General features: G+C 36.3%; 20 protein-coding genes. 15 read left to right on the top strand and 5 right to left on the bottom strand.

The window, feature by feature from the left end; translation table 11 throughout:
• Positions 1-165: 165 nt before the first annotated feature.
• Positions 166-1,491 (bottom strand): multi antimicrobial extrusion protein MatE, encoded by a 1,326-nt coding sequence (locus BMW36_RS07835; protein ID WP_089740410.1) that lies wholly within the window; start codon positions 1,489-1,491, stop codon positions 166-168.
• Between the two features lie 269 nt (positions 1,492-1,760).
• On the opposite strand from BMW36_RS07835, the gene BMW36_RS07840 reads away from it, so the two are divergent.
• The 13 genes from BMW36_RS07840 (at position 1,761) to BMW36_RS07900 (ending at position 14,426) form a co-directional block, all read left to right on the top strand.
• On the top strand, positions 1,761-2,090 hold the full coding sequence (locus tag BMW36_RS07840) for a PadR family transcriptional regulator (RefSeq protein ID WP_089740311.1): 330 nt from the start codon (positions 1,761-1,763) through the stop codon (positions 2,088-2,090).
• Entirely contained in the window at positions 2,077-2,634 is a 558-nt protein-coding gene (locus BMW36_RS07845; RefSeq protein ID WP_089740312.1) for an HAAS signaling domain-containing protein, read from the top strand. Before BMW36_RS07840 ends, BMW36_RS07845 begins: the two co-directional genes overlap by 14 nt.
• On the top strand, positions 2,631-3,485 hold the full coding sequence (locus BMW36_RS07850; RefSeq protein ID WP_089740313.1) for a DUF4097 family beta strand repeat-containing protein: 855 nt from the start codon (positions 2,631-2,633) through the stop codon (positions 3,483-3,485). Before BMW36_RS07845 ends, BMW36_RS07850 begins: the two co-directional genes overlap by 4 nt.
• Positions 3,486-3,766: 281 nt before the next feature.
• Positions 3,767-4,804, top strand: coding sequence for a PstS family phosphate ABC transporter substrate-binding protein (locus BMW36_RS07855; protein ID WP_089740314.1), 1,038 nt, complete (start codon positions 3,767-3,769; stop codon positions 4,802-4,804).
• Between the two features lie 92 nt (positions 4,805-4,896).
• A complete protein-coding gene (gene pstC, locus BMW36_RS07860; protein WP_089740315.1) occupies positions 4,897-5,859 on the top strand; it encodes a phosphate ABC transporter permease subunit PstC in 963 nt (320 codons plus the stop codon).
• Complete coding sequence (gene pstA, locus BMW36_RS07865; protein WP_089740316.1) at positions 5,859-6,743, top strand: phosphate ABC transporter permease PstA; 885 nt, start codon at positions 5,859-5,861, stop codon at positions 6,741-6,743. The genes pstC and pstA overlap by 1 nt, the downstream gene beginning before the upstream one ends.
• 39 nt (positions 6,744-6,782) lie before the next feature.
• The gene (pstB, locus tag BMW36_RS07870; protein ID WP_089740317.1) at positions 6,783-7,634 is read left to right on the top strand and encodes a phosphate ABC transporter ATP-binding protein PstB; all 852 of its coding nucleotides are present in this window, start codon (positions 6,783-6,785) and stop codon (positions 7,632-7,634) included.
• An 86-nt stretch (positions 7,635-7,720) separates the two neighbouring features.
• Entirely contained in the window at positions 7,721-8,380 is a 660-nt protein-coding gene (gene phoU, locus BMW36_RS07875) for a phosphate signaling complex protein PhoU (protein ID WP_089740318.1), read from the top strand.
• 331 nt (positions 8,381-8,711) lie between these two features.
• Complete coding sequence (locus BMW36_RS07880; protein ID WP_089740319.1) at positions 8,712-9,818, top strand: ABC transporter ATP-binding protein; 1,107 nt, start codon at positions 8,712-8,714, stop codon at positions 9,816-9,818.
• Positions 9,784-10,677, top strand: coding sequence for a carbohydrate ABC transporter permease (locus BMW36_RS07885; protein WP_089740320.1), 894 nt, complete (start codon positions 9,784-9,786; stop codon positions 10,675-10,677). Before BMW36_RS07880 ends, BMW36_RS07885 begins: the two co-directional genes overlap by 35 nt.
• Before the next feature lie 16 nt (positions 10,678-10,693).
• Positions 10,694-11,518, top strand: coding sequence for a carbohydrate ABC transporter permease (locus BMW36_RS07890; RefSeq protein ID WP_245711630.1), 825 nt, complete (start codon positions 10,694-10,696; stop codon positions 11,516-11,518).
• A gap of 124 nt (positions 11,519-11,642) precedes the next feature.
• The gene (locus BMW36_RS07895) at positions 11,643-12,989 is read left to right on the top strand and encodes an ABC transporter substrate-binding protein (RefSeq protein WP_245711631.1); all 1,347 of its coding nucleotides are present in this window, start codon (positions 11,643-11,645) and stop codon (positions 12,987-12,989) included.
• Positions 12,990-13,064: 75 nt separating this feature from the next.
• Complete coding sequence (locus BMW36_RS07900) at positions 13,065-14,426, top strand: MBL fold metallo-hydrolase (protein WP_089740322.1); 1,362 nt, start codon at positions 13,065-13,067, stop codon at positions 14,424-14,426.
• Between the two features lie 68 nt (positions 14,427-14,494).
• Here BMW36_RS07900 and BMW36_RS07905 read toward each other — a convergent pair whose 3' ends face one another.
• From BMW36_RS07905 to BMW36_RS07920, 4 genes are all read right to left on the bottom strand, one after another.
• Positions 14,495-15,172: a serine/threonine protein kinase gene (locus BMW36_RS07905; RefSeq protein WP_089740323.1), complete on the bottom strand. Its 678-nt coding sequence runs from the start codon at positions 15,170-15,172 to the stop codon at positions 14,495-14,497.
• Between the two features lie 54 nt (positions 15,173-15,226).
• Complete coding sequence (locus BMW36_RS07910; protein ID WP_089740324.1) at positions 15,227-16,948, bottom strand: ABC transporter ATP-binding protein; 1,722 nt, start codon at positions 16,946-16,948, stop codon at positions 15,227-15,229.
• 123 nt (positions 16,949-17,071) lie between these two features.
• Complete coding sequence (locus BMW36_RS07915; RefSeq protein WP_089740325.1) at positions 17,072-19,510, bottom strand: bifunctional diguanylate cyclase/phosphodiesterase; 2,439 nt, start codon at positions 19,508-19,510, stop codon at positions 17,072-17,074.
• Positions 19,511-19,543: 33 nt separating this feature from the next.
• Positions 19,544-20,128, bottom strand: coding sequence for a TetR/AcrR family transcriptional regulator (locus tag BMW36_RS07920; protein WP_089740326.1), 585 nt, complete (start codon positions 20,126-20,128; stop codon positions 19,544-19,546).
• Between the two features lie 191 nt (positions 20,129-20,319).
• Between BMW36_RS07920 and BMW36_RS07925 the strand changes: the two genes are divergently transcribed.
• Positions 20,320-21,198: an ABC transporter ATP-binding protein gene (locus BMW36_RS07925; protein ID WP_089740327.1), complete on the top strand. Its 879-nt coding sequence runs from the start codon at positions 20,320-20,322 to the stop codon at positions 21,196-21,198.
• A 16-nt stretch (positions 21,199-21,214) separates the two neighbouring features.
• Positions 21,215-22,810 (top strand): ABC transporter permease, encoded by a 1,596-nt coding sequence (locus tag BMW36_RS07930; protein WP_089740328.1) that lies wholly within the window; start codon positions 21,215-21,217, stop codon positions 22,808-22,810.
• The last annotated feature ends 132 nt before the right edge of the window (positions 22,811-22,942 follow it).

Genomic DNA, 22,942 nt, shown 5'->3' on the forward strand with positions numbered 1-22,942 from the left:
ATAAAAAAATCCCCCTATAACCTTTTTGAAAAGGAAATCTTCTTCCTTCACAAATAGATTGTAATAGATAAGGAATTTTTTAACATTCACCCCTGGTTGTATTTCACCTAAGACTGAAGCCTTAGAAAGAACAAAAAAGCAGCTGTAAATCTCAATAAGACATTTTCAGCTGCTGATCTTTTTTAACAATCTTCCCGGATTGGATTTATCTAAGGCTTTTAAGAAATAGAACAAGATAACTAATTCGGTAAAAAATCCAATTGATTGGGCCAATGAACCAATTGCTCCTCCACCGCTCGGAAATGTGAAAATTAAAATAAGTAAAGCGATAACTGTTGCAATGACATTACCAATTTGCGAGAATGACATCACTTTTGTCTGTCCTCTGATCATAAGGATTCCATTAGAGAAATCGATCCATGGAAAGCAAAGGGTAAAAAGAACAAAGAATCGCAAGGCAAGTATACTTTGCTCAAGTAATTCACCTGAAACACCAATTATATTCTCCAGTCCCCATATCCCGACAGGAGTGTAACCTAATACCAACAACAGAATAGTTGGAATTAAGCTGACCATAATAGTGAAACGTAAAACAGTTTGTTTATCTTTTTTATAAAAATTAATAACAATTTGATGAATATAGGAAGTTATACTATTTAATAAGTGCACTACAGAAATTGCGACAGCATATGAAGCAATCGCCACTTCAGCTTTTGTACTCCAGCCTAATACGGCATTAATTGTTGGTGTAATGCTGACTGCTATAAGTGATGCGATCATTAATGGATTATAAAATCGAAAAATTTGTGATTGCTTTGTAACAGCATGGCTCTCCATTTTATCTGGCAGCTTTTTTGCAATAAGTCTGCCTTCTAAGCTGCTAACCAATGCTTCTACAGCCATCCCGGATAAGAAGATAACCGCCCCAATATAGCCGTGCTTAACCAAGTCATTCGCGAGTAAAAACCATGAGATAAGCGCCATAACCGCAAGACGTATAATCATCCCGATTGTCAGCCATTTTGTTTTCATATTGGATATAATAATTCCCTGATATAAACAGCGTATGCCGGAAAAAAGCGTCACGAACATTAATACTCTGTAGGCATCAATAGTTGGCTGAAGTGTATGATCACTTACTCCTAATAAATAAGAAAAAAACCACTCTCCCAATGGTGAATACGCTATCAATAAACTCAAAAGAAAAATGACTGACAGGACGTATGTAGTGGCATTCCGCATCAGCTTATAGGAAACTTGATCTCTTACTAAAGTAGAACATGTCTGGCGCAATATAACAGCACATCTTTCCAAAAGGGCAAATAAACTCATAGCAATGGAATAACTGGCAATGACGATTGCAGGGTCTGGAGCACGTGCTAATGTACTATTAATAATAACATGGGAAATAGTTACTAAACTCGCTGAAAGGCCAAGTGGAATAAAGAAAAAAAGTAGTGCACGAAAACTGATATGATTTGCTGTTTTCATTGAGTCATCTTCCATATGATGTTCACTTCCTCTGGTTTGTAGTCTGTCTAAATTGATATGATAAATCATATTTTATGGGATTTCCTGTACATTTGCAAACTTATGCAACCAGTCCGGATTATAACAGATTCCAATTTTTTCGATTTTTTCACAATCAGTACCTTGCATTATACAATAGTATATGGTATATTTTGTTTGTGGCTTGGTAATATTTATACACAGGTACTGTTTATAGTATAGTACCTAATTAAAGATTGTAGGTGAGAAGAATGAACGTCCAATTTAAAAAAGGTGCACTAGAATTATGCGTTCTTGCGCTGCTGGATAAAAAAGACCGCTACGGGTACGAACTTGTCCAAAATATTTCCAGTAAAATAGCGATATCTGAGGGATCCGTTTATCCATTATTGCGCCGATTGACAAAAGAAGAATATTTCACAACATATCTTCAGGAATCACAGGAAGGACCTTCACGTAAATATTATCAATTGACCGAGAAAGGGAGAAGTCATTTATACGAATTGAGAGATGAATGGCAGCAATTTACGAAAGGTGTTAATGAAATAATTAAGGAGGGTGTAGGTTATGACAAGGGATAAGTTTATAAACAAACTGGACAGAGCACTAATTAGTGTTCCGTATGAGGAACGAAAAGATATTATTCAGGATTTTGAAGAGCATTTTGCCATGGGGGAAAATGAGGGAAAGTCAGAAGAGGAGATTGCTGAATCACTTGGTGCCCCGAATCAGATAGCGAAAGAGGTATTAGCTTCCTATTACTTAGGGAAAGTAGAAAAAAGCTCGTCGACTGGTAATGTAATGCGAGCAGTGTGGGCAGTGATTGGTCTGGGGTTTTTCAACCTGGTTATTGTGCTTGCTCCATTTGTTGCTATTGCAGGTTTCGTTTTAAGCGGCTGGATTGCTGGCGGTGCATTTATTGTTTCACCATTATTATTCATCATTAATATATTGCTATTTCCGGATTCATTTAATCTCATTGATATGTTTGCTTCCATAGCGTTATCAGGAGCAGGGATATTATTAATAATAGGAATGTATTACTTAACTAAACTAATCCGAACGGTCTTTATCCGGTATTTAAATTATAATGTTCGGTTGGTAAAAGGAGGAATGAAGGCTTGAAAAGATTAAGAATGTTAATTACTGTGGCCCTGTTGCTTATCGTAATTGGAGGAGTTGGCAGTATTTTTGCCTACCGTATGAGCGCCTCTGCAGAAACGATTATAACTGAAGAAGTGAACGGACAGAATATTTCTAGTATTGAGCTGGATGTGGAAAATGAACAAGTGGAGGTCATACCGACTGATGATGATACAATCCGCATTGAACTTGAAGAAAATCAAAATCAATCGAATGTTCAGCTCACTGTGGAAGAGGATGTCGATACATTAAAAATTGCAACAAGTGATAAAAATTTTAAGCTTTTCTCATTTGAGTTCTTCAACTGGAATAGAGACTTAAAAATATATGTCCCTGTGAAGAACTACCACTCACTTCATATAGAAATAGGTAATGGAAGTATCCAAATGAGTGATTTATCAGTAAATCAATTGTATGTAAATACTAGTAATGGCAAAATTGATTTAGCTGATTTGGAAACAGAGCAATCAGAAATTGGGACAAATAATGGAAAAATCAAGCTAAAGAATGTTATAACAGAAACTATTCAGGTAAGTGCTCATAATGGAAAAATCGAAATGGAACAAATATCAGGAGAGGTTACAGGGGAAACAAAAAACGGAGCAATATCCTTTATTACTGATGATTTAGACCGCCCTATTGATCTTCAGTCACATAATGGAAGTATTAGGGTAGAAACAGATAATAAACCGACAAATGTTACATTTAATACGAAGGCTCATAATGGGGAAATTACCATCTTTAATAATTCGGACACCTCCAATATCATTGGAAATGGTGAGAATTTAATAAATCTGAGTACACATAACGGAAGTATTACCGTATCGAAATAAGAGAAAGTTATCCCGGTAAAGCGGAATTTTCATCTTCTCGGATTTATAAAATGCAGAAAGAGTGCAAACAATTCAGCTGATTAGGAATTGAATTGTTTGCACTCTATTTTTTGTGTTAAAAGCTAGCAATTATAGATATACGCCACATTAAACCCCTTTCATCTCAAATTTACACTATCTTTACAATCAATTAATAATAGATTAATAATCATTCGTTATGATGAAATAGAAGTTTTGAGAAGGACTTCTAACTATACAAAGTTTATTAGGGGGAAGACAAAATGAACAAGCTTAAAATGTTGATGCTAGTTTTAATAGCTATCCTGACAGTAGGTCTATTAGCTGCATGCGGAAGTGAAGAAGAGACAAACAGCGAAGATGCCAATGCAAGCGAAGGCGAGAACACAACAGAAGATTCAGGAGAAGAGGAAGCAGCTGATACTAATGAAGAAGAAAATACAGAGGCTTCAGAGGAATTAGAAGGAAGTGTTGTAATTGATGGATCAGGAACTGTTTATCCATTAATGGCAAAATTAGCAGAAGAATATATGGTGAATGAACAACCAAACGTATCTGTTGAGGTTGGCCGTGCTGGTACTAGTGCAGGTTTCGAGAAATTCCTTGTTGAAGATGGAACAGATTTTAATGACGCATCACGTCTGATTAAAGATGAAGAGAAAGCAAAAGCAGAAGAGCTAGGAATTGAAGTGAAAGAAATGAAAGTAGCTTTAGATGGTTTAACAATCGTAATTAACCCGGAAAATGACTGGGCAACAGAATTAACTGCTGAGCAGGTTACCGATATTTTCTTAGGTAATGTTACAAAATGGTCTGATATTAATCCGGACTGGCCTGGTGAAGAAATTCAGACTTATGGTCCTAACGAAAACCATGGTACTTATGAGTTCTTCTACGAAAGTATCCTTGAGGAACAAGATCTTGTAGGAACTATTGACCTTCAACAGGAGTACTCTACTTTAGTAACTTTAGTAGCAGAAGATAAAAATGCAATTGGGTTCTTTGGTTTCGGTTATTATGACAATAACAAAGATAAAGTAAGTGCTGTAGGAATTGACTTCGGTGAAGGTGCAGTTGTTCCATCACTAGATACAATTGGTGAAGAAGGTCCATATGCTGATTATACTCGTCCAGTATTCACATACTTAAATGTGAACAACGCAAAAGAAAAACCACAAGTTTATGACTATGCTGTGTATGTAGCAGAAAGTGTAAATGACTATGCAGGGGAAACTGGATTTGCTCCACTTCCGGATGAAGAATTACAGGCACAACTGGAAGAGATTAAAGCTATTAAATAAAACTTAGATCTTAAAATATTTATTCACTCAGTAAGATGGGGGTATGATTACTCTCATCTTATTGTGAGTTTTAAAAAGGGGTGCGCAAAGAGATGGCAATAAACAGCGAAACAAATGCAAGAGCAAATAATGCTGTTAATGTCAGTGAATTGATAGCTCAAAATAAAAAGAAGAAGAGCATTAATAACTATATAGAGAGACTAGTACCAACTTTTCTATTTTTGTTAGCATCAATAACTGTATTAACTACTGCTGGAATACTCTACACATTAGTAAGTGAGGCTGTACATTTTTTTATGGAAGTTCCGATTTGGGATTTCTTTACAGGTACTGAATTAAAACCGCTTAGTCAGGATCCGCAATTTGGCATTTTGCCGCTTTTAAATGGTACTCTATTCTCTTCATTAATTGCCATTTTAGTAGCGGGCCCAATTGGATTAATGTCAGCTATTTATTTAAGTGAATATGCGTCAGATCGAGTAAGAAGAGTGCTAAAACCGATGTTAGAGGTATTAGCCGGTATTCCAACGATTGTTTACGGCTTCTTTGCTTTTACATTTGTTACACCATTAATTCGTTCAATTTGGCCAGGTGTTGAAGCAACAAATATATTAAGTCCAGGTTTAGTAATGGGAGTTATGATTATCCCGATGATCGCTTCATTATCGGAAGATGCAATGACATCAGTTCCTAACGGTATTCGGGAAGGATCGCTAGCTATGGGAACTACAAAACTTGAAACAACTTTTAAAGTAGTCATTCCTGCAGCATTCTCAGGGATTATGGCATCTTTTGTATTAGGAATTTCCCGTGCTATTGGGGAAACAATGATTGTAACGATTGCAAGTGGAAGTTCAAAGAATTTCACTTTTGATATTACAGAATCGATGCAAACAATGACTGCATATATTGTGGAAGTTTCAGGCGGAGAAGCTCCGGCCGGTTCCACTTTGCATTACAGTTTGTATGCAGTAGCTTTAACATTATTTGTTTTTACATTAATTATGAATTTACTTGCGAAATATGTCTCTCGTAAATTTAGGGAGGAATATTAATGGAAACCTTAGAAACACTGCATGAAAATAATAAAATGGAATCCCGTGTTCGCAAAAATAGTATTTGGAAATCAATTTTTTTCCTCTCCACTTTGTTTGGTTTAATAGTTTTAGCTGTCTTAATTTTTCGCGTAGTTTTTCAGGGTATTTCCTGGATAGATATGGACTTTATTACAGGACGATTATCAACAACTGCTGAGAATGCCGGGATTATGGGAGCAATACTTGGTACTTTGTGGGTTATGATTGTGGTTATTCCGGTTACTCTTATTATAGGTGTTGGAACAGCTATTTATTTAGAACTATATTCAAAAAAAGGCAAAGTCCAGTCTATGATTGAGACGAATATTGCTAACTTAGCTGGTGTACCCTCCATTGTATATGGTTTGCTCGGGTTAACTGTATTTGTAAGGCTGATGGATTTCGGTAATGTAGTGCTGGCAGGGGGGCTTACACTGGCTTTACTGGTATTACCTATTCTGATTGTATCATCACAGGAAGCATTGCGCGCAGTACCTGGCTTTTTGGCTGAGGCATCTTACGGGATGGGCGCAACAAAATGGCAAACTATAAGAAGGATTATACTACCTGCTGCTTTACCTAGTATTTTAACAGGTTCGATATTGTCCCTGTCACGCGCAATTGGAGAAACAGCACCGCTAACGGTGATTGGAATCCCGGCATTATTAATACCTTTTCCGGGTGGTTTGTTCGATACGTTTACAGCATTACCTATGCAGATTTACTATTGGACAATTGATTCATCATTAGTTGCTGAATATGCCAATTTAGCAGCAGCAACAATAATTGTCCTGCTATTAATCTTGTTCCTGTTAAATTCAGTGGCCATTTTTATACGGAATAAATACCAGCAAAGATACTAATATAAAAAACTAAGAATCATAGTTAAGGGGTGGAAAAACATGAGTGTTATTACAGAAAACAGAATAAATATCGACGTAAAAACAAATGATGTTAATGAGAGAAAAGCAGTAAATACCAATGTACAGAAGAAAGACCGCAGTATAATCTATGACACGAAAAATCTTAATTTGTGGTATTCACAGTCACATGCACTTAAAGATATTAATCTGGAAATCTTAAGGAATGAAGTTACGGCAATAATTGGACCATCAGGTTGTGGGAAATCAACTTATCTTAAAACATTAAATCGAATGGTAGAGCTTGTACCAGGAGTTAGTACAACCGGTTCAATTGCTTATAATGGCAATAATATATTGTCCAAGTCCATCCATGTAGAAGATTTAAGAACAAAAGTAGGGATGGTATTTCAGAAGCCTAATCCTTTTCCAAAATCAATCTATGAAAATGTAGCATATGGACCTAGAGTTCATGGAATAAAAAAGAAAGCCGTACTGGATGAAATTGTGGAAAAAAGTTTGCGGGGTGCAGCGATTTGGGATGAAGTTAAGGATCGCCTCAACCAGAATGCGTACGGTCTATCGGGAGGACAGCAGCAAAGAATCTGTATTGCCCGCTGTCTTGCAATTGAGCCAGACGTTATTTTAATGGATGAGCCAACTTCAGCGTTAGACCCGATTTCTACATTAAAAGTGGAAGAGCTGATTAAGGAATTAAAACAAAAATATACAATTATTATTGTAACTCATAATATGCAGCAGGCTGCTCGTATATCCGATAAAACTGTATTTATGTTGAATGGAGAAGTCATTGAGTTTTCAGAAACAGACCAGCTTTTTTCAAATCCCAAAGATAAAAGAACGGAAGACTATATTACGGGACGTTTCGGATAGATGAGTAAGAGAGTTGTAAAATTCGTATAATAATTTATCTTCCCGCATAGAAATTAGTAGTAATAACGTTTGAGAGGAAGTGCAGGATGGTCGGCAGAGAAAGTTTCCAGGGAGAATTACAACAGGTAGAACAATTAATTATAAGACTCGCAAAGAAAACGAAAGAGCAACTAACACTTGCTGTTGAATCATTGTACGATTCTGATGTGGAAAAGGCGGAACTAGTGATACAAAATGACGTGGATTTAGACAAGTTAGATTTGAAAATTAATGAAGAAGCTATTGTATTAATTGCCAGACAACAGCCGGTTGCAACAGATTTAAGGCGGTTAGTTGTTGCAATCAGGATATCTACTGATCTGGAAAGAATGGCTGATAATGCCAAGAATATAGCGAAATCAACTGTTCGCTTAGGCAAGGATCATGGCATGACAGTACATCCTTCCATAAAAGAAATGAAAAAAATCGCTATAGAAATGATTGATCTTGCTATAAAAGCATATGAAAATGAGGACATATCTTTAGCAAGAAAGCTCTCTGAGTTTGATGACATGGTTGACCATATGTATTCGACAATGCTTAGAGAATTATTAGAAGAAACTGCTACAGAGCCTCAAAAAATCCAGCATATTATGCAAATGGCTTTCAGTGGCAGATATGTTGAGCGGATTGGAGATCATGCAACAAATATTGGTGAGGATGTTACTTTCCTGGTTAAAGGTGAATCTCTCGATTTAAACTATTAATACGCTCATAATATAAATGAAAAACCTGAACCAAATTCGGATGTTTATCATCGAATTGGTTCAGGTTTTTTTATGTTCAGATATGTTTCAAAATCATACATTTCTAATGGTTTGTTTTTAATGTTCTATGGTTGTCGATAAATAACAAGTTACTTCATTTCACCAAGTACCTCGCTTAAAATGCTGCGATGATAAAAGGACACAGTGGCAAGATTATAACATAGCATATCATTTACAAAAAGTAAATATTGTAAATCGTTTTTATACATTAAATTAACAGTTAGTTAACAGTGGTTTGTTATGATCTCAATATAAAGAAGGAGGTAAGTGAATGGATGTCCGCATTGAAAATGTAACAATGGAGTTTCAGAATACTGTTGCCGTTAACAGCTTGTCCACTACAATCCGTAACGGAGAGATGGTCTCACTTCTTGGGCCGAGCGGCTGTGGGAAAAGTACAACATTAATGTTACTGGCAGGTTTGTATAAACCAACCTGTGGAAATATATATTTCGGTGAAAAGAACGTAACTAATATAGATGCTGAGAAAAGAGAGATTGGTATGGTTTTTCAGAATTACGCATTATACCCACATCTTTCTGTTTTGAAAAATATAATGTTTCCACTAAGGATGCAAAAGGTTCCCAAAAGAGAAGCAAAAGATAGAGCCATGGAAATGGCTAGACTAGTTCAGATCGGTCATCTGGTTGACCGGAAGCCCGGACAGCTATCAGGGGGACAGCAGCAGAGAGTGGCAATTGCGAGAGCATTGGTGAAAAAACCTAATTTATTATTACTTGATGAACCTCTGTCCAATCTGGATGCAAGGCTTAGACTTGAAATGAGAGAAGAGATTAGAAGAATTCAGCAGGAAGTGGGTATTACGGCAATCTTCGTCACACATGATCAAGAGGAAGCATTGAGCATATCTGACAGGGTAATGTTGATGAAAGACGGTGTATTGCAGCAGGATAGTATCCCTCAGGAGATGTACAGGAAGCCAATTAATTCTTTTGCAGCTGCTTTTATAGGCAATCCGCCAATTAACTTTCTGCTGGCAAGAAAGACCGAACAGGCAGGAAATTATGAGCTTGTGAACAGTTCGCAAATAATCAAGCTGCCTGGGTATTTAAATCAACAGAAGATCCAAATAGGCTTACGTCCTGAGAATTTATTTTTAACAGATAAAGACAATGCCTTATTGACTGGTGAAGTTATTCATTTAGAGACAATAGGCAGGGACACGCTAATCAGAGTACAAATAGAGGATGTTACGATCAGAGCGCTAATTGACCCATCAATACCAATTAATGTAGGAGATCAGTGCCACCTGGGAATTGAACAGGATCATGTGCATTATTTTGATACAGAAAATGGATCAAACCTTGAGAGGGGCAATTCTTATGATGGACAAGCCAACATGGAACAGTACGCTTAAGGCATTCCTTTATTTATTGCCAGCGCTTCTAATTTTAATTGTTTTTAATATTTATCCGATAATTAAATCCTTTTTAATGAGTTTTTATACAGAATATGACTTTTATAATGACATCGTTTATAAATACGGACTAAGTAACTTTAGTGATATTTTAAATGACCCAAATTTTATTAAAGCTGTAATAAATACAACTGTCTTTGTCATCGGTGTTGTTCCGATCTCCATTATCACATCATTGGCAATCGCCGTTATGCTTAATTCGAAAGTTAAAGGTTTAAGTTTTTTCAGGACAATTTACTTCCTGCCGTTTGTTACTTCAGTTGTTGCTGTTGCTATCGTGTGGAGTTGGATTTTCCATTCTGATTATGGCCTGCTGAACTATTTTCTAGGATGGTTCGGCATTGATCCAATTCAGTGGCTGACAGATCCGACATATTCCATGCCTGCACTAATTATTCTAAGTGTATGGAAGGGACTCGGATTTAATATCATTATTTTTCTGGCAGGTTTGCAGAATATTAACAGGCAATACTATCTTGCGGCACAAGTTGATGGAGCATCGGCATGGCACCGCTTTTTGTCTGTAACATTACCATTACTGTCACCAACAATGTTCTTTATATCGATTATTTCTATCATAAATGCATTTAAGGTTTTTGATGAAATATTCGCACTTTTCAATGGTACAGCAGGCCCCGCAAACAGCACGTTAACAGTAGTTTATTATGTATATCAGAAGTTTTATGAGGAATGGGAGTTCGGTTTAGCTTCTGCTGCTGCCTTTGTGCTGTTCATAATAGTGTTTCTTTTTACATTAATTCAATTGAGTCTTGGAAAGAAATTTGTACATTATCAATAATGGGAGGTTAGGAATTTTGGTCAGATCAGCTTTATCACGCACAACTGTTTATATTTTATTATCACTAGGTGCTGTTTTGATGCTCCTCCCATTTGTTTGGATGATAAGTACATCACTAAAAGCACCGAATGAAGTAATGGCAATGCCGCCAGTTTGGGTACCGACAGAATGGAAGTTTGAGAATTTCACAGAAGCAATGAAAGTAGCACCTTTTGACCGTTACTTTATTAATAGTGTCATTGTTACACTCGTTAGTACAATAGGTGAATTATTAACAACCATTCTGGCAGCCTACGCTTTTTCCAGACTGAATTTTTACGGAAGAGATATCGTATTTGCTATTTTGCTAGGTACAATGATGGTTCCAAGTGAAGTCCTGTTAATACCAAACTTTGTAACATTATCTAACCTCGGCTGGGTTGATACATATAGTGCACTCATTGTCCCATGGACAGCAAGTGTTTTCGCTATTTTCTTATTACGTCAGTATTTCTTAGGGATACCAAAGGAGTTGTCATTTGCGGCGAAAGTAGATGGCTGCAGTGAATTCAAGTTTCTCTGGTATGTCATGGCACCATTAGCTAAACCTGCATTAATTACAGTTGCATTATTAAAGGTGATCAATAGTTGGAATGCATTTTTATGGCCAATCATTGTAACGAACTCTCAGGAATTACGTACTCTTCCTGTTGGTTTGTCCGCATTCACGACAGAAGCTGGGATAAAGTATGAATTATTGATGGCTGCATCTTCGATGGTTATTTTCCCGATGCTTATACTATTTTTCATCATGCAAAAATACATTGTAGCAGGCGTAGCAAGGACAGGCTTAAAAGGATGAAATTTATTACCAGTGCTACTGATCAAAAATCTCACTTTATAGGAGGTGATATTTTCGTAAAGAAGTATGATTTATCATTTTCACTGATTTATTCAAAAATTAAAAAGTTATGGGGGAATTTGAGTTGAAGAAATTATCGTTACTTGGTATTGCTGGCTTATTTTTGGTATTGCTGCTTGCTGCATGTGGGGGAAATGAGGAGACGAACGAAGCGCAAGCAAATAGTGAAGATACAGAACAAGAAAATACAGAGTCTGCTGAAGAAAGTGCAGGAGAGGAAGCTTCCTCAGAACCTGTTGAGGTAGAATTTTGGCATGCAATGAGCGGTCCTCATGAAGAAGCAATCAAAGCATTTGTTGAACAATTTAATAATGAGCATGAAAATATAACAGTAAAACCGGTAAATCAGGGGAGTTATGATGATTTAGAGCAAAAAATTATGGCTGGTGCTAAAGCGAAGTTACTGCCAACATTAGCACAAGCTGTAACTAATGTTGTACCAGAGTATATTGGAAATGACTTTATCACTCCATTAAATGAATTTATCGAAGACGGAGAGATTGGTTTATCTGAAGAAGAATTAGCAGATTATGTAGACGTTTTTAAAGAGTCTAGCAGTTGGGATGGAACTTATTACAGTTTACCATTCAGTAAAAGTACAAGAATTCTATTCTATAATACTGGTTTACTGGAAGAGCACGGTTTAGAAGTTCCGGAAACTTGGGAAGATATTCGTACTATTGCGGAAACAGTGACTGGGGATGGAGTAGTTGGAATGGGCTTTGAAAATTCTTATGAATCAGAATTTCAGGCACTTCTAAAACAGTTAGGCGGAACATATATTGATGAAGCTTCCAATGAGGCGCAGTTTGCATCAGCGGAGGGAATTGAAGCAATGACAATGATAAAAGATATGATTGATGAAGGAATCGCTCGTACAGCCGGAGAAGATGATTATATGTCAAATCCATTTGGTCGCGGTGATGTGGCAATGTATATTGGTTCATCTGCAGGTATTCCGCATGTTGCTTCAGCCGCAGAAGGGAATATTGAGTGGAGTGCAACTACTTTGCCAACTCTGGATGGTGAGGCAGCAACTACATTTGCCGGAAATGACATAGTAATGTTTAACCAGGCGGAAGAAGCAGAACAAAAAGCGGCTTGGGAGTTTATCAAATTTTTAACAAGCCCTGAAGTGACCGCAGAATGGTCGATGAAATCCGGATATCTGCCTGTTCGCTATTCTGCTCAGGAAACTCCTGATTATAAGACATTTGTAGAAGAGAATCCTGAATATAAAGCAGGAACAGAGCAATTTGATGCAGGTTTCTTTATAGCTCGTGTTCAAGGCGGGGATGCAGTACGTAACATCGTGCTAGAAGAAACGGAACTCATATTGTTAGGTGAAAAAACAGTAGAAGAAGGTTTGCAGAGCGCGCAAGACCGGGCTAACGAAACATTACAGAAGTAATCGGAGACAGGGCTTGTCCCTGTCTTTTCTATATTATCTAACAGAATTATATCCATATTGGCTGGAGGAGTAAAAATGACTAGAACAACAATAATTTTCTGGAGTGGTCTTAAAACAATTGGCGGGAACATAGTTGAAATCTGTTATGGGAATGATCGTATTATTTTTGACTTTGGACTGGTATATGATCCAAAGAGTTCATTTTTAAATAGATCATCTATATCAGAAGAAAGCTATGTTGTAGATATGCTTAAATTAGGCGCAATCCCGGAAATTGATGAAATTTATTCAAAGGATGATCTTCAGCAATACGAAGAAGTTAAGCAGTATGATCCGGATGGTTCCAGAAATACGGCAGTTTTTATATCCCACTTACACTTAGATCATATAGGAGCAATTGATACTATCGCACCGTCAATTCCAATATATATGTCAAAAGATAGTGAAAAACTTTACCATGTATTTTGCAAAACAGATCGACCTCTATTTAGAGAACGTGAAATCATCGGAATGGATTATCAAAGCGAAGTTGAGATTGGTCAAATTAAAGTATCAGCTTTTCGAACAGATCACGATATATTTGGTTCAGCGGCCTTACATATTGAAACACCTGATCTAACCATACTTTATTCAGGGGATATAAGAATGCATGGTAAACATGCAGAGTATAACGAAAATATGCTGAATCATTTAAATGATAAGGATATTGATTTATTATTCATTGAGGGAACATCATTCCGACAGGGAGAGTCAGAAAAATCATTGGATAATGAAACAGATATCAAAAATCAAGTAGTTGAGAGATTAATAGAAAGTGACAGGTTAGCCTTTTTTAATTTATATCACACAAATCTTGACAGAATACAACAGTTTATCGATGCTGCAAATGAAAGTGGAAGGGAAATCGTTTTTGAAGTGGAGACTGCATATATTGCAGAACAATTCCTCGTATCAGATAATCTATCCATCTATTATAATAAGAGAATGGATGATAGTATGAAATGGAAACAAGAATTATTAAATAAATATCCAGTCATCACTAATGAAAATGTAAATGAGAACCCTGCTAAGTACCTTGTGCAATCAAGTTTCCGAAATGTTATGAATTTATTGGATTTAAATGTAACTGAAGCTGTCTATTTTCATTCAAATGGTATGCCGTTAGGCAGTTTTGATCCAGATTATGATCGGCTTCTTGCATTATTAAATCACTTAGGTATACTGTATCACCCGTTACATGTGTCAGGACATGCAACGAAAGAGGATCTATTAGAAATTATTGATAGAATTAAACCTAAGTTATTAATCCCATGGCACAGTCACTCTCCTGAATTAGTGGTACCTATGGATCCGAACCAAGCTGTATTCTTACCGAAAGTGAAAACGACTTATATTTTTGAAGATAATAAACTGAAAAAAATCCCGCAGAACGGTTAAAAAGCAACCTTTCAACGGGAAGAAGCATCTGTTATATGGTTGGCTATATACTAGTACTCTTGCACATTCTATTGCCAGAATTTAATTAACTTTGAGATGGTTTGTATAAAATCATCGATGTTTTCCTGAGTTACATTCTGATGGTAATACCACTTCCTTATTGTTTCAACAAAAAAGTGAGGCACTGATTTTCCTTCAATCAGGTGGTAGTAGTTAACATAAGCTTTCTTTAAATGCTCCCACCTGTAATCATTGCCTGTTGCTAAATATTCTGAAACGTCAATAATTTTTGCTCTTCCATTTTGCAATAAGATATTTTTCAGGTGTATATCGCGAGGATTTAACCCGCAATTCCTAGCATGATCTCTTGCGCAATCAACATCCTGGATTACTTGTTCCGGAATTTTTATCCCTCGCAATATACAATCATATAACGTAATCCCTTTTTCATATTTTAGAACGAGAAAATGTTTACTCTGTCCAAAGCATGTAGAGAAAAATTGCGATTCACCAATCATATGGTAAATTTTAGCCTCTTGTTCAATTTTATATTCCTTACCAGCTGCATAGATCTTAAACGCATAGTCAGGAAGATTGACAAATTGAAAAACAGCAGCATCTGTTCCGATGCCAATACATTTTAACTGGTCAAAATAACCTCGAATTGTAACTGGGTCATTATTGGAATTTGCTGCTATTTTTATTTGCTCTAAATATTTTTCTGCATCTTTCCATTGTTCGTTCATCTCGTAAGGTGCTCCTTTCAATAAGAGGAACCATTTGATCAAAAATCTCCATCACTACGTCAATTGCTGTTTTGCAAATTCATTATATAAAGGATGTTCTGCAACTAATTCACTGTGAGATCCTATACCTGTTACTTTTCCTTTTTCAATAAAAACTATCTTATCAGCATCAATAATGGTTGATAGGCGATGAGCAATGACCAGTGTTGTTCTGCCTTCCATTAAACGTGTTAAAGCCTTTTGAACAATAGCTTCCGACTGGCTGTCTAAACTGGCTGTCGCTTCATCCATCATTAATATTTTTGGATTACGCAAAAAGGCACGAGCTATGGCAATACGCTGTCGCTGTCCGCCGGATAACTTTACTCCGCGTTCACCAACTTCGGTATCCAGTCCATTTGGAAATTCCTTAATAAATTGATCCGCATATGCCATTTCAGCAACTTCCCATAAACGGTTATCTGAGATGGCTGCTTTTTCCTCTAAGCCATAACACAGATTTTCGCGAATAGTTCCTGCCATCATTGGACTATCCTGTGAGACATAACCAATCTGACTGCGCCATGAATGTAAGGAATGATCCTGAATGACTGTATCGCCTATCCTTATTTCCCCGGAACTAGGTTGATAGAATTGTTCAAGCAGTCCAAAAACTGTAGTTTTTCCTCCACCACTTGGCCCGGCGAAGGCAACCATTGTACCTGGTTGTACATCAAAAGTGACATTATCTAATACTTGTTCAGATTCATCATAACTAAATGATACATGGTCAAAATAAACGGTTTTATTAGATATGTCCTTCTCTATTCCGTTTTGTGCTTCCTCATTTAGACTAAGAATGTCCATAATGCGTTCCGTTGCACCTCTTGCTTTTTGTAATTGGGTAAAGAACATAGCAAAAGAACCGATAGGCATTGTAATTTGTAAGAGATAAAGCAGAAATGCAACTAAGGAACCGGTAGACATAGTTCCTTGTGCTACTCTAATTCCGCCGTATGTAATGATCAAAACAACCATAAGCATGTTTGTTAGTTGCATGAGTGGCCTGATTAATGAGCTTACCGTAGCTTCCTTTAATCCAAATTTAAAAAGATTTTTAATGTTTTGATTTCCATTCTGCTGTTCCTCAGATTCAGCGTTTGATGCTTTCATCAATCGAATCTCTCCAAGTGTTTGCTGAATATCACCAGAAAAGTGTGCCGTCTCATCCTGAAGGTCACGTGAAATTTTCCACATTTTCCTGCCAAGTGGAATAATAATTGCACAAGCAATTGGGACAGCAATAAACATAAGAATCGTCATTTTCCAATCCATAATCAGCAGAATAATTACTGCTCCGATAATTGTAATAATTCCTGTAATAAACTGGGGAAAGTGTTGTGTAATTAAATCCTTAAGAATACTTGTATCATTAACTATCCTGCTCACAGATTCTCCGCTTTTGTGTTTGTCAAAATAACTGATTGGGAGCCGGATAAATTTGGACCACATTCTTTCTCTTAGCTTCGCAATAATCCGTTGTCCCACATAAGCTAGTGCATATGTAGACAGACCATCAAATAAAGCTTGTAACAGAAATACACCAATAATAATAAAGAGTAATGCTGTGTTGAATTCTGAGGGGTCAAAACCATCGACCAGTTCCTTTGTGATCAATGGAATAACAAGACCGACAAGAGTTGTCATTAGACTGCCTAATAAACCAAGCGATAAGGCTAATTTGGGGACTTTTGTGGATAGAATCAAGGTGAGAAACTGACTGTTTTCCTTTTTCATTTATTTGAACTCCTTTTCATATAATAAAAACATGACCGTTAAGATTCAGGACAGTGCTAAACGTAAGAATGCGTTCACTGAGCTAAAGTCTCATTATATTTACGGTCATGTTAGTTAAAAGTTTCACTGTTTTTTCCAATTATTCATCCAATTTTCAAAATCCTGTGCAGGTAGTGGTTTGCTAAAATAATAGCCTTGTAATACATTACAGTCGTGTTTGGTTAAAAATTCAACATGATCGATTGTTTCCACACCTTCTGCAATTGTTTTAATATGCAGATTATGGGCAAGCATAATAATGGTAGCAACAATATCTCTGTCATCCACATCTGCTGAAATATCTTTTACAAAAGACTGGTCAATCTTCAAATGGTCAATAGGGAATTTCTTTAAATTACTTAATGAACTATAACCAGTTCCGAAATCATCCATTGCAATTTTTACCCCTAAGTTTTTCAGGTCTTTTAATATTACCGAAGAAGTCTCTGAGTCCATTGCCATCGATTCTGTTATCTCTAACTCTAAAAATTGAGGGTCTAACCCGCTATCCTGAATAATTCTTTTAATCGTTTCTGTTAAGTCAGTCTGATAAAATTGACGAATCGACAAATTTACGGAGACAGGAAAACAGTTGAAGCCAGCATTCTGCCAAGCTATATTTTGTCTACAAGCTTCCTTTATTACCCACTCTCCAATTGGTACAATTAAACCAGTCTCTTCAGCTAGTGGAATAAATTCACCTGGTGACACCATACCCAGCTTCTCATTATGCCATCTGATTAACGCCTCAGCCCCATATATCCTATTAGTTTTTGTTTCAATTTGCGGTTGATAAAACAGAGAAAATTCATTTCTGTCAATGGCTTTACGTAATAATGATTCCATACCAATATTTCCGGTGATTTTGCTGTTTATTGAATCTCTGTAAAATTGATAGTTACTCTTACCCATTCGTTTGGCGAAGTACATGGCATTATCAGCTTTTTTCATCAATGTTTCCTGGTCTTTTCCGTCGGCAGGGTACATACTAATGCCTATGCTGGGAGTTGCAACGATATCCATTCCATCTAGCTCATATGGCTTGACTAACAGTTTCATTAACGCTTTCACATATTCTGTAACTTCTTCTTGCTTTGTATTTTCGGCTAAAATGATGAATTCATCTCCACCATACCGGAAGATTGATGCATTATCATCAGCAAAACTCTTTAATCTGTTTGCCACATTCTTTAACAATATATCTCCATAATCATGACCTAAAGAATCATTTATGATTTTAAATCGGTCCAAATCAATGAAAAAGATAGAGAACTGCGTGTTATTCTGTTTCGCTATTTTTATCGTTTCATTTAATTTGGAATGAAAGTAATATTGATTAGGCAATTGTGTCAAATAGTCATGATATGCCATATAGTTTAACTTTTCTTCAAACTGCTTACTTTCTGTTATATCTTTCCCGATGCAATGAACTCCGGTTATATCTCCTTCAACCATAATAGGGATGATTGTTACATGCAGGTAAACTCTCACTTTTTGCTTATTGAGCATGCATGTTTCATATTGATTGGCATTTCCGTTTAATACTTTATTATACTCATTAATTGTTCTTTCTTTTTCTTCCGGTACGATATAATCGATAAACGGCTTTCCTTTAAGTTCATCTTCGGTATACCCCATCATTTGCTCAGTAGCTTTATTGACATAAGTAAACCTCCCCTGCAGATCAAAGGATAATACGGCATCGATATTATTTTCCAGAAGTGAGCGATAACGCTGCTCGCTAATTTGCAGTTTTTCTTTTATTTTTCCTTCTTCCGTAATGTCACGTGCCACACCAATTACACCTTCCACCTCATTGTCGACAATAATCGGGACAGCTGTCAGGTCCAGTTGCAGCGTCTGGCTAAAATGATCAATAACTTTTAATTTTGTTTGGACGGTTTGTTTATTCAAAATGATGTTAAATTCCCTGTTTGTCCGTTCAAGATCATCTGCGTGGATAATATCAGTATAATTTTTTTGCAAAAGTTCATTAGAATTATATTTTAGAATTTTTTCACTGGCAGGATTGATGTTGATAAAATTTCCTTTTTGATCAAGCATAAAAATAATATCCGGATTATATATGAAAAGAGACTGTAGCTGCTGATCAGTTGTCTCTAATAGTGTCTGTATATCTTTTTTATCAGAGATATCGCGATAACTGTTAATGATGATTGTTCTGTTATTATCCAGTTCAACTAATTGGACATTGACTGAAACAGGTATTTTACTGCCATCTTTCTGAACGTGGACAGATTCTAATTTCAGAGATTTCTTATCCATTAATAAATCAATGTCATTTAGTTGATCCCATACTTTTTTATCAATGATATCTTCAGGTGTCATTCGCAATAATTCGTTTCTTGAGTATCCAGAATGGATGACAGCAGATCTGTTTGCACCAACAATAGTCATTGAACCGTCTGCATTTAATTCTGTTATTAATATAGGTTCAGGTATATAGTTGAACATTGTCATCCATTCATGGATGTTGAAGGATTGATGGTTTGCTGATGCCATGATTGTCACTCCTTTTACTCTATCCAATATAACTCAATTACTTTTGCCCATTATACCATAAAAGAATAAATGCATAACGTCTTCAGTGATTGGCACAAGGATGTCGGTCAGGTCTTTCTTTTGCATATAATCTTTAAACATGTGAATGAATAATAAAATAGCGTTTTCTGACAATTCATTTTTAATATATCCTGATTCTTTCCCTTCAGTAATTAGTTGATGAAAGAAAGGAATTGACTTTTCCTGATATATTTTGTCAAGGAATAATGATTGTTCTGCTGAACTGTTAAGAAAATAAGAATATATTTCTTCATGAATATTACTTGTTAGCTCCGTTTTTTGAAAGATCATTTGCTCAATTTTATCTGGAAACGGCATATTGGCATCAAGTATTTTCTGATAGTGATCAAATGATTTTTCCACATAATACTCCATAGTTTCTCTTAATAAATTCTCTTTACTCTCAAAGTAATTATAAATAGTAACCTGGGAAACATTTGCCTTCATCGCAATTTCAGCTATGGAGACTTTCTTTATTCCATTATTAGTAAACAGTTTTAATGCTGCTTCTAAAATATTGAGCCGTTTTTGATATGTTCTTTTTTCAAATCCGTCCATATTTATCACCTCATTCTATTATTTTAAGGAATTTTTTGAAATTTAACAAATAAAATATTTCAAAAAATGTTGCATACGATATTAAAAGTGTATATTATGAAATGTATATATGATTATATTTCAAAACCTTAACTACCTTAAATCTATCTAGCTAAATCACTGATTTTAAAATGTGGGGGAGGGAATGCTGGATGAGCATTGTTAATATGAATGCAGTGTCAAAGAAATTTGGTTCATTTGTTGCACTTAACAACATCGATTTACAATTGAATAAAGGGGAAGTGTTTGGGTTTATCGGTCCGAATGGTGCCGGTAAATCTACCACCATTCGGATCCTGTTAGGTATACTTCAGCCAACATCTGGTCATGCAGCCATTTTTGGCAAAGATGTATGGAAAGAAGCCGTAGCCATCCATGAGAAAGTCGCTTATGTGCCAGGTGATGTCAACCTTTGGGGAAACTTGACAGGTGGAGAGGTGATTGATATTTTTCTCGGTTTAAAAGGGAAAATCGATAAGCGAAAAAGAGATATGTTCATTGATCGATTTCAATTAGATATAAAGAAAAAATGCGGGTCCTATTCGAAAGGTAATCGCCAAAAGATCGCCCTTATTGCAGCTTTTGCTTCAAATGCAGATTTGTATATACTGGATGAACCGACATCAGGATTAGATCCGTTGATGGAACAGGTTTTTCAACAGTGTGTGGAAGAGGTGAAAAATGCAGGGAAAACCGTATTGTTGTCCAGTCATATTTTATCAGAAGTAGAAAAGTTATGTGATCGGGTCGGGATTATTCGAAAAGGTGAAATTATTGAGACAGGTTCGATAGATGAATTGCGCCATCTTACCAGAATGAATCTTGTTATTGCTACAACCTCTCCCATACTTGATTTAGAGAAATGGGAGGGAGTACATGACGTACAACAAAGCGAAGAAAGCTATCGTTTCCAGGTGGATGCTGACAAATTAACTGAAATTATGAAAAAGTTAAGCAGCTATGGTATAGAGAGACTGGAAAGTAAACCACCAACTTTAGAAGATTTATTTATGAGGCATTATCAGGAATAGAGAGGAGGAGGTACGTTTGTTATTTCATTCTGTTTCTCGTTTATTTTTCTTAAAATGGAAACTAAACAAAGTGAATTTTCTTACATGGGCATTTTCTGTAGTGCTCATTACAATACTTACAGCATCTGCATATGGCGGGCTGTATAAAACGGATCAAGAAAGGCAGGCGGTTGCTGAAACTATGGCTAATCCTGCTATGATTGCGATGGTTGGACCAGGTTTCGGGCTTGACCATTACACGAGTGGGGCGATGCTGTCACATCAGATGTTATTATTTACTTTAATAGTGATGGCTGTTATGAGCATATTGGTTGTCACTAAACAGACCAGAACAGAAGAAGATGATGGAATATTGGAAATAGTCCGTTCACTGCCTGTCGGAAGACTTACTCCATTAACTGCGTCTTTACTTTTTACCATGGTACTAAATATAACAATAGGTATATTGGTAGCCATCGGGCTGATTTTAATAAATATAGAAGGAATTGATGCTGAAGGTGCCTTATTATATGGAATGACTTTGACATGTGGAGGTTTGATATTTTCTGGTGTTGCTGCAATATCTGCTCAAATGGCTGAGACAGCAAGAGCAGCGACAGGTTATTCAATCACATTTCTAATGGCAGCCTATTTACTACGTGCAATAGGTGATGTAAGTAATGAGATGTGGAGTATGATATCCCCATTAGGCATTCTAATCAGGGGAGAAGTTTTTGTTAGTAATAAATACTTTCCTGTAATAATTGGTATCCTATTGTTTATGGTTTTTCTAGCTTTTGCGTTTTGGCTCAATGATCATAGGGATGTTGGGGCAGGATATATCCGGTCAAGAAATGGGAGAGAAAGGGCGGCCAAGTATTTAATGACCTCTCTGGGTATAGCTGTAAGAATACAACGCACGACTATCATTTCATGGTTCACTGCAATGTTCCTGCTCGGAATATCATATGGTTCCGTCTTTGGTGATTTAGAGGCATTTTTTGAGAATAATGAAGTGATACAGCAAATGTTGGGAAATAATCCTGACTATACATTAACGGAACAGTTTATTACGATGTTAATGGTTGTACTTGCGATTTTTTCTACAGTACCTGGATTGTTGTTCTTCTTAAAAATTAGGGGAGAGGAAAAGAAAGGGCGTCTCGAACATCTGTTAGTAAGAGGTACATCGAGAATAAAGATTGTCACGGTTTATGGAACGATTAGTGTTGGTGGTACAGTAATTTCCATGTTTCTGGCGGTCTTTGGTTTGTGGATTAGTTCATCTGCTGTTATGGAAGAAGCTATTCCTTTAATAAACTTATTACAAGCTGGAATGGCTTATTTACCCGCGATGTTATTATTAATTGGTGTAGCTTTATTCCTGTTTGGATGGTTGCCGAGAATAACCTCATTAGTTTGGTTTTATTTAATATTTTCTTTCATTGTTGTTTATATCGGCGGATTGCTTAATTTACCAGATTGGATTGTAAATATATCCAGCTTTGCTCATATCCCTCAACTGCCTGTCGAAGAATGGAATAATGGAAGATTAGCAATCCTGCTCACGGTTGATATTATAATTATATCAATTGGTATGATAGGGTACCGAAAAAGAGATGCAGCAGGATAGGAATAGTTAGGATGGGTAATGGAGATTTATCGATATTGAATAACTAGCTTTTTTCGCTTTCAGATTCTGTTGTTGAAAGCCATGGCGTCAGGAAAACCGAGAGCGAAGGAGTTCGGAAGGGTTCTGAAAGCC

The sequence above is a fragment of the Gracilibacillus ureilyticus genome (assembly GCF_900111195.1).
Lineage (GTDB): Bacteria > Bacillota > Bacilli > Bacillales > Amphibacillaceae > Gracilibacillus > Gracilibacillus ureilyticus.

What these genes read in the sequence shown, in the direction of transcription:
- BMW36_RS07835 (WP_089740410.1), bottom strand. Translation starts at nt 1,491, where the DNA reads ATGAAAACAGCAAATCATATCAGTTTTCGTGCACTACTTTTTTTCTTT.
- BMW36_RS07840 (WP_089740311.1), top strand. Translation starts at nt 1,761, where the DNA reads ATGAACGTCCAATTTAAAAAAGGTGCACTAGAATTATGCGTTCTTGCG.
- BMW36_RS07845 (WP_089740312.1), top strand. Translation starts at nt 2,077, where the DNA reads ATGACAAGGGATAAGTTTATAAACAAACTGGACAGAGCACTAATTAGT.
- BMW36_RS07855 (WP_089740314.1), top strand. Translation starts at nt 3,767, where the DNA reads ATGAACAAGCTTAAAATGTTGATGCTAGTTTTAATAGCTATCCTGACA.
- pstC (WP_089740315.1), top strand. Translation starts at nt 4,897, where the DNA reads ATGGCAATAAACAGCGAAACAAATGCAAGAGCAAATAATGCTGTTAAT.
- pstA (WP_089740316.1), top strand. Translation starts at nt 5,859, where the DNA reads ATGGAAACCTTAGAAACACTGCATGAAAATAATAAAATGGAATCCCGT.
- pstB (WP_089740317.1), top strand. Translation starts at nt 6,783, where the DNA reads ATGAGTGTTATTACAGAAAACAGAATAAATATCGACGTAAAAACAAAT.
- phoU (WP_089740318.1), top strand. Translation starts at nt 7,721, where the DNA reads ATGGTCGGCAGAGAAAGTTTCCAGGGAGAATTACAACAGGTAGAACAA.
- BMW36_RS07880 (WP_089740319.1), top strand. Translation starts at nt 8,712, where the DNA reads ATGGATGTCCGCATTGAAAATGTAACAATGGAGTTTCAGAATACTGTT.
- BMW36_RS07885 (WP_089740320.1), top strand. Translation starts at nt 9,784, where the DNA reads ATGATGGACAAGCCAACATGGAACAGTACGCTTAAGGCATTCCTTTAT.
- BMW36_RS07900 (WP_089740322.1), top strand. Translation starts at nt 13,065, where the DNA reads ATGACTAGAACAACAATAATTTTCTGGAGTGGTCTTAAAACAATTGGC.
- BMW36_RS07905 (WP_089740323.1), bottom strand. Translation starts at nt 15,172, where the DNA reads ATGAACGAACAATGGAAAGATGCAGAAAAATATTTAGAGCAAATAAAA.
- BMW36_RS07910 (WP_089740324.1), bottom strand. Translation starts at nt 16,948, where the DNA reads ATGAAAAAGGAAAACAGTCAGTTTCTCACCTTGATTCTATCCACAAAA.
- BMW36_RS07915 (WP_089740325.1), bottom strand. Translation starts at nt 19,510, where the DNA reads ATGGCATCAGCAAACCATCAATCCTTCAACATCCATGAATGGATGACA.
- BMW36_RS07920 (WP_089740326.1), bottom strand. Translation starts at nt 20,128, where the DNA reads ATGGACGGATTTGAAAAAAGAACATATCAAAAACGGCTCAATATTTTA.
- BMW36_RS07925 (WP_089740327.1), top strand. Translation starts at nt 20,320, where the DNA reads ATGAGCATTGTTAATATGAATGCAGTGTCAAAGAAATTTGGTTCATTT.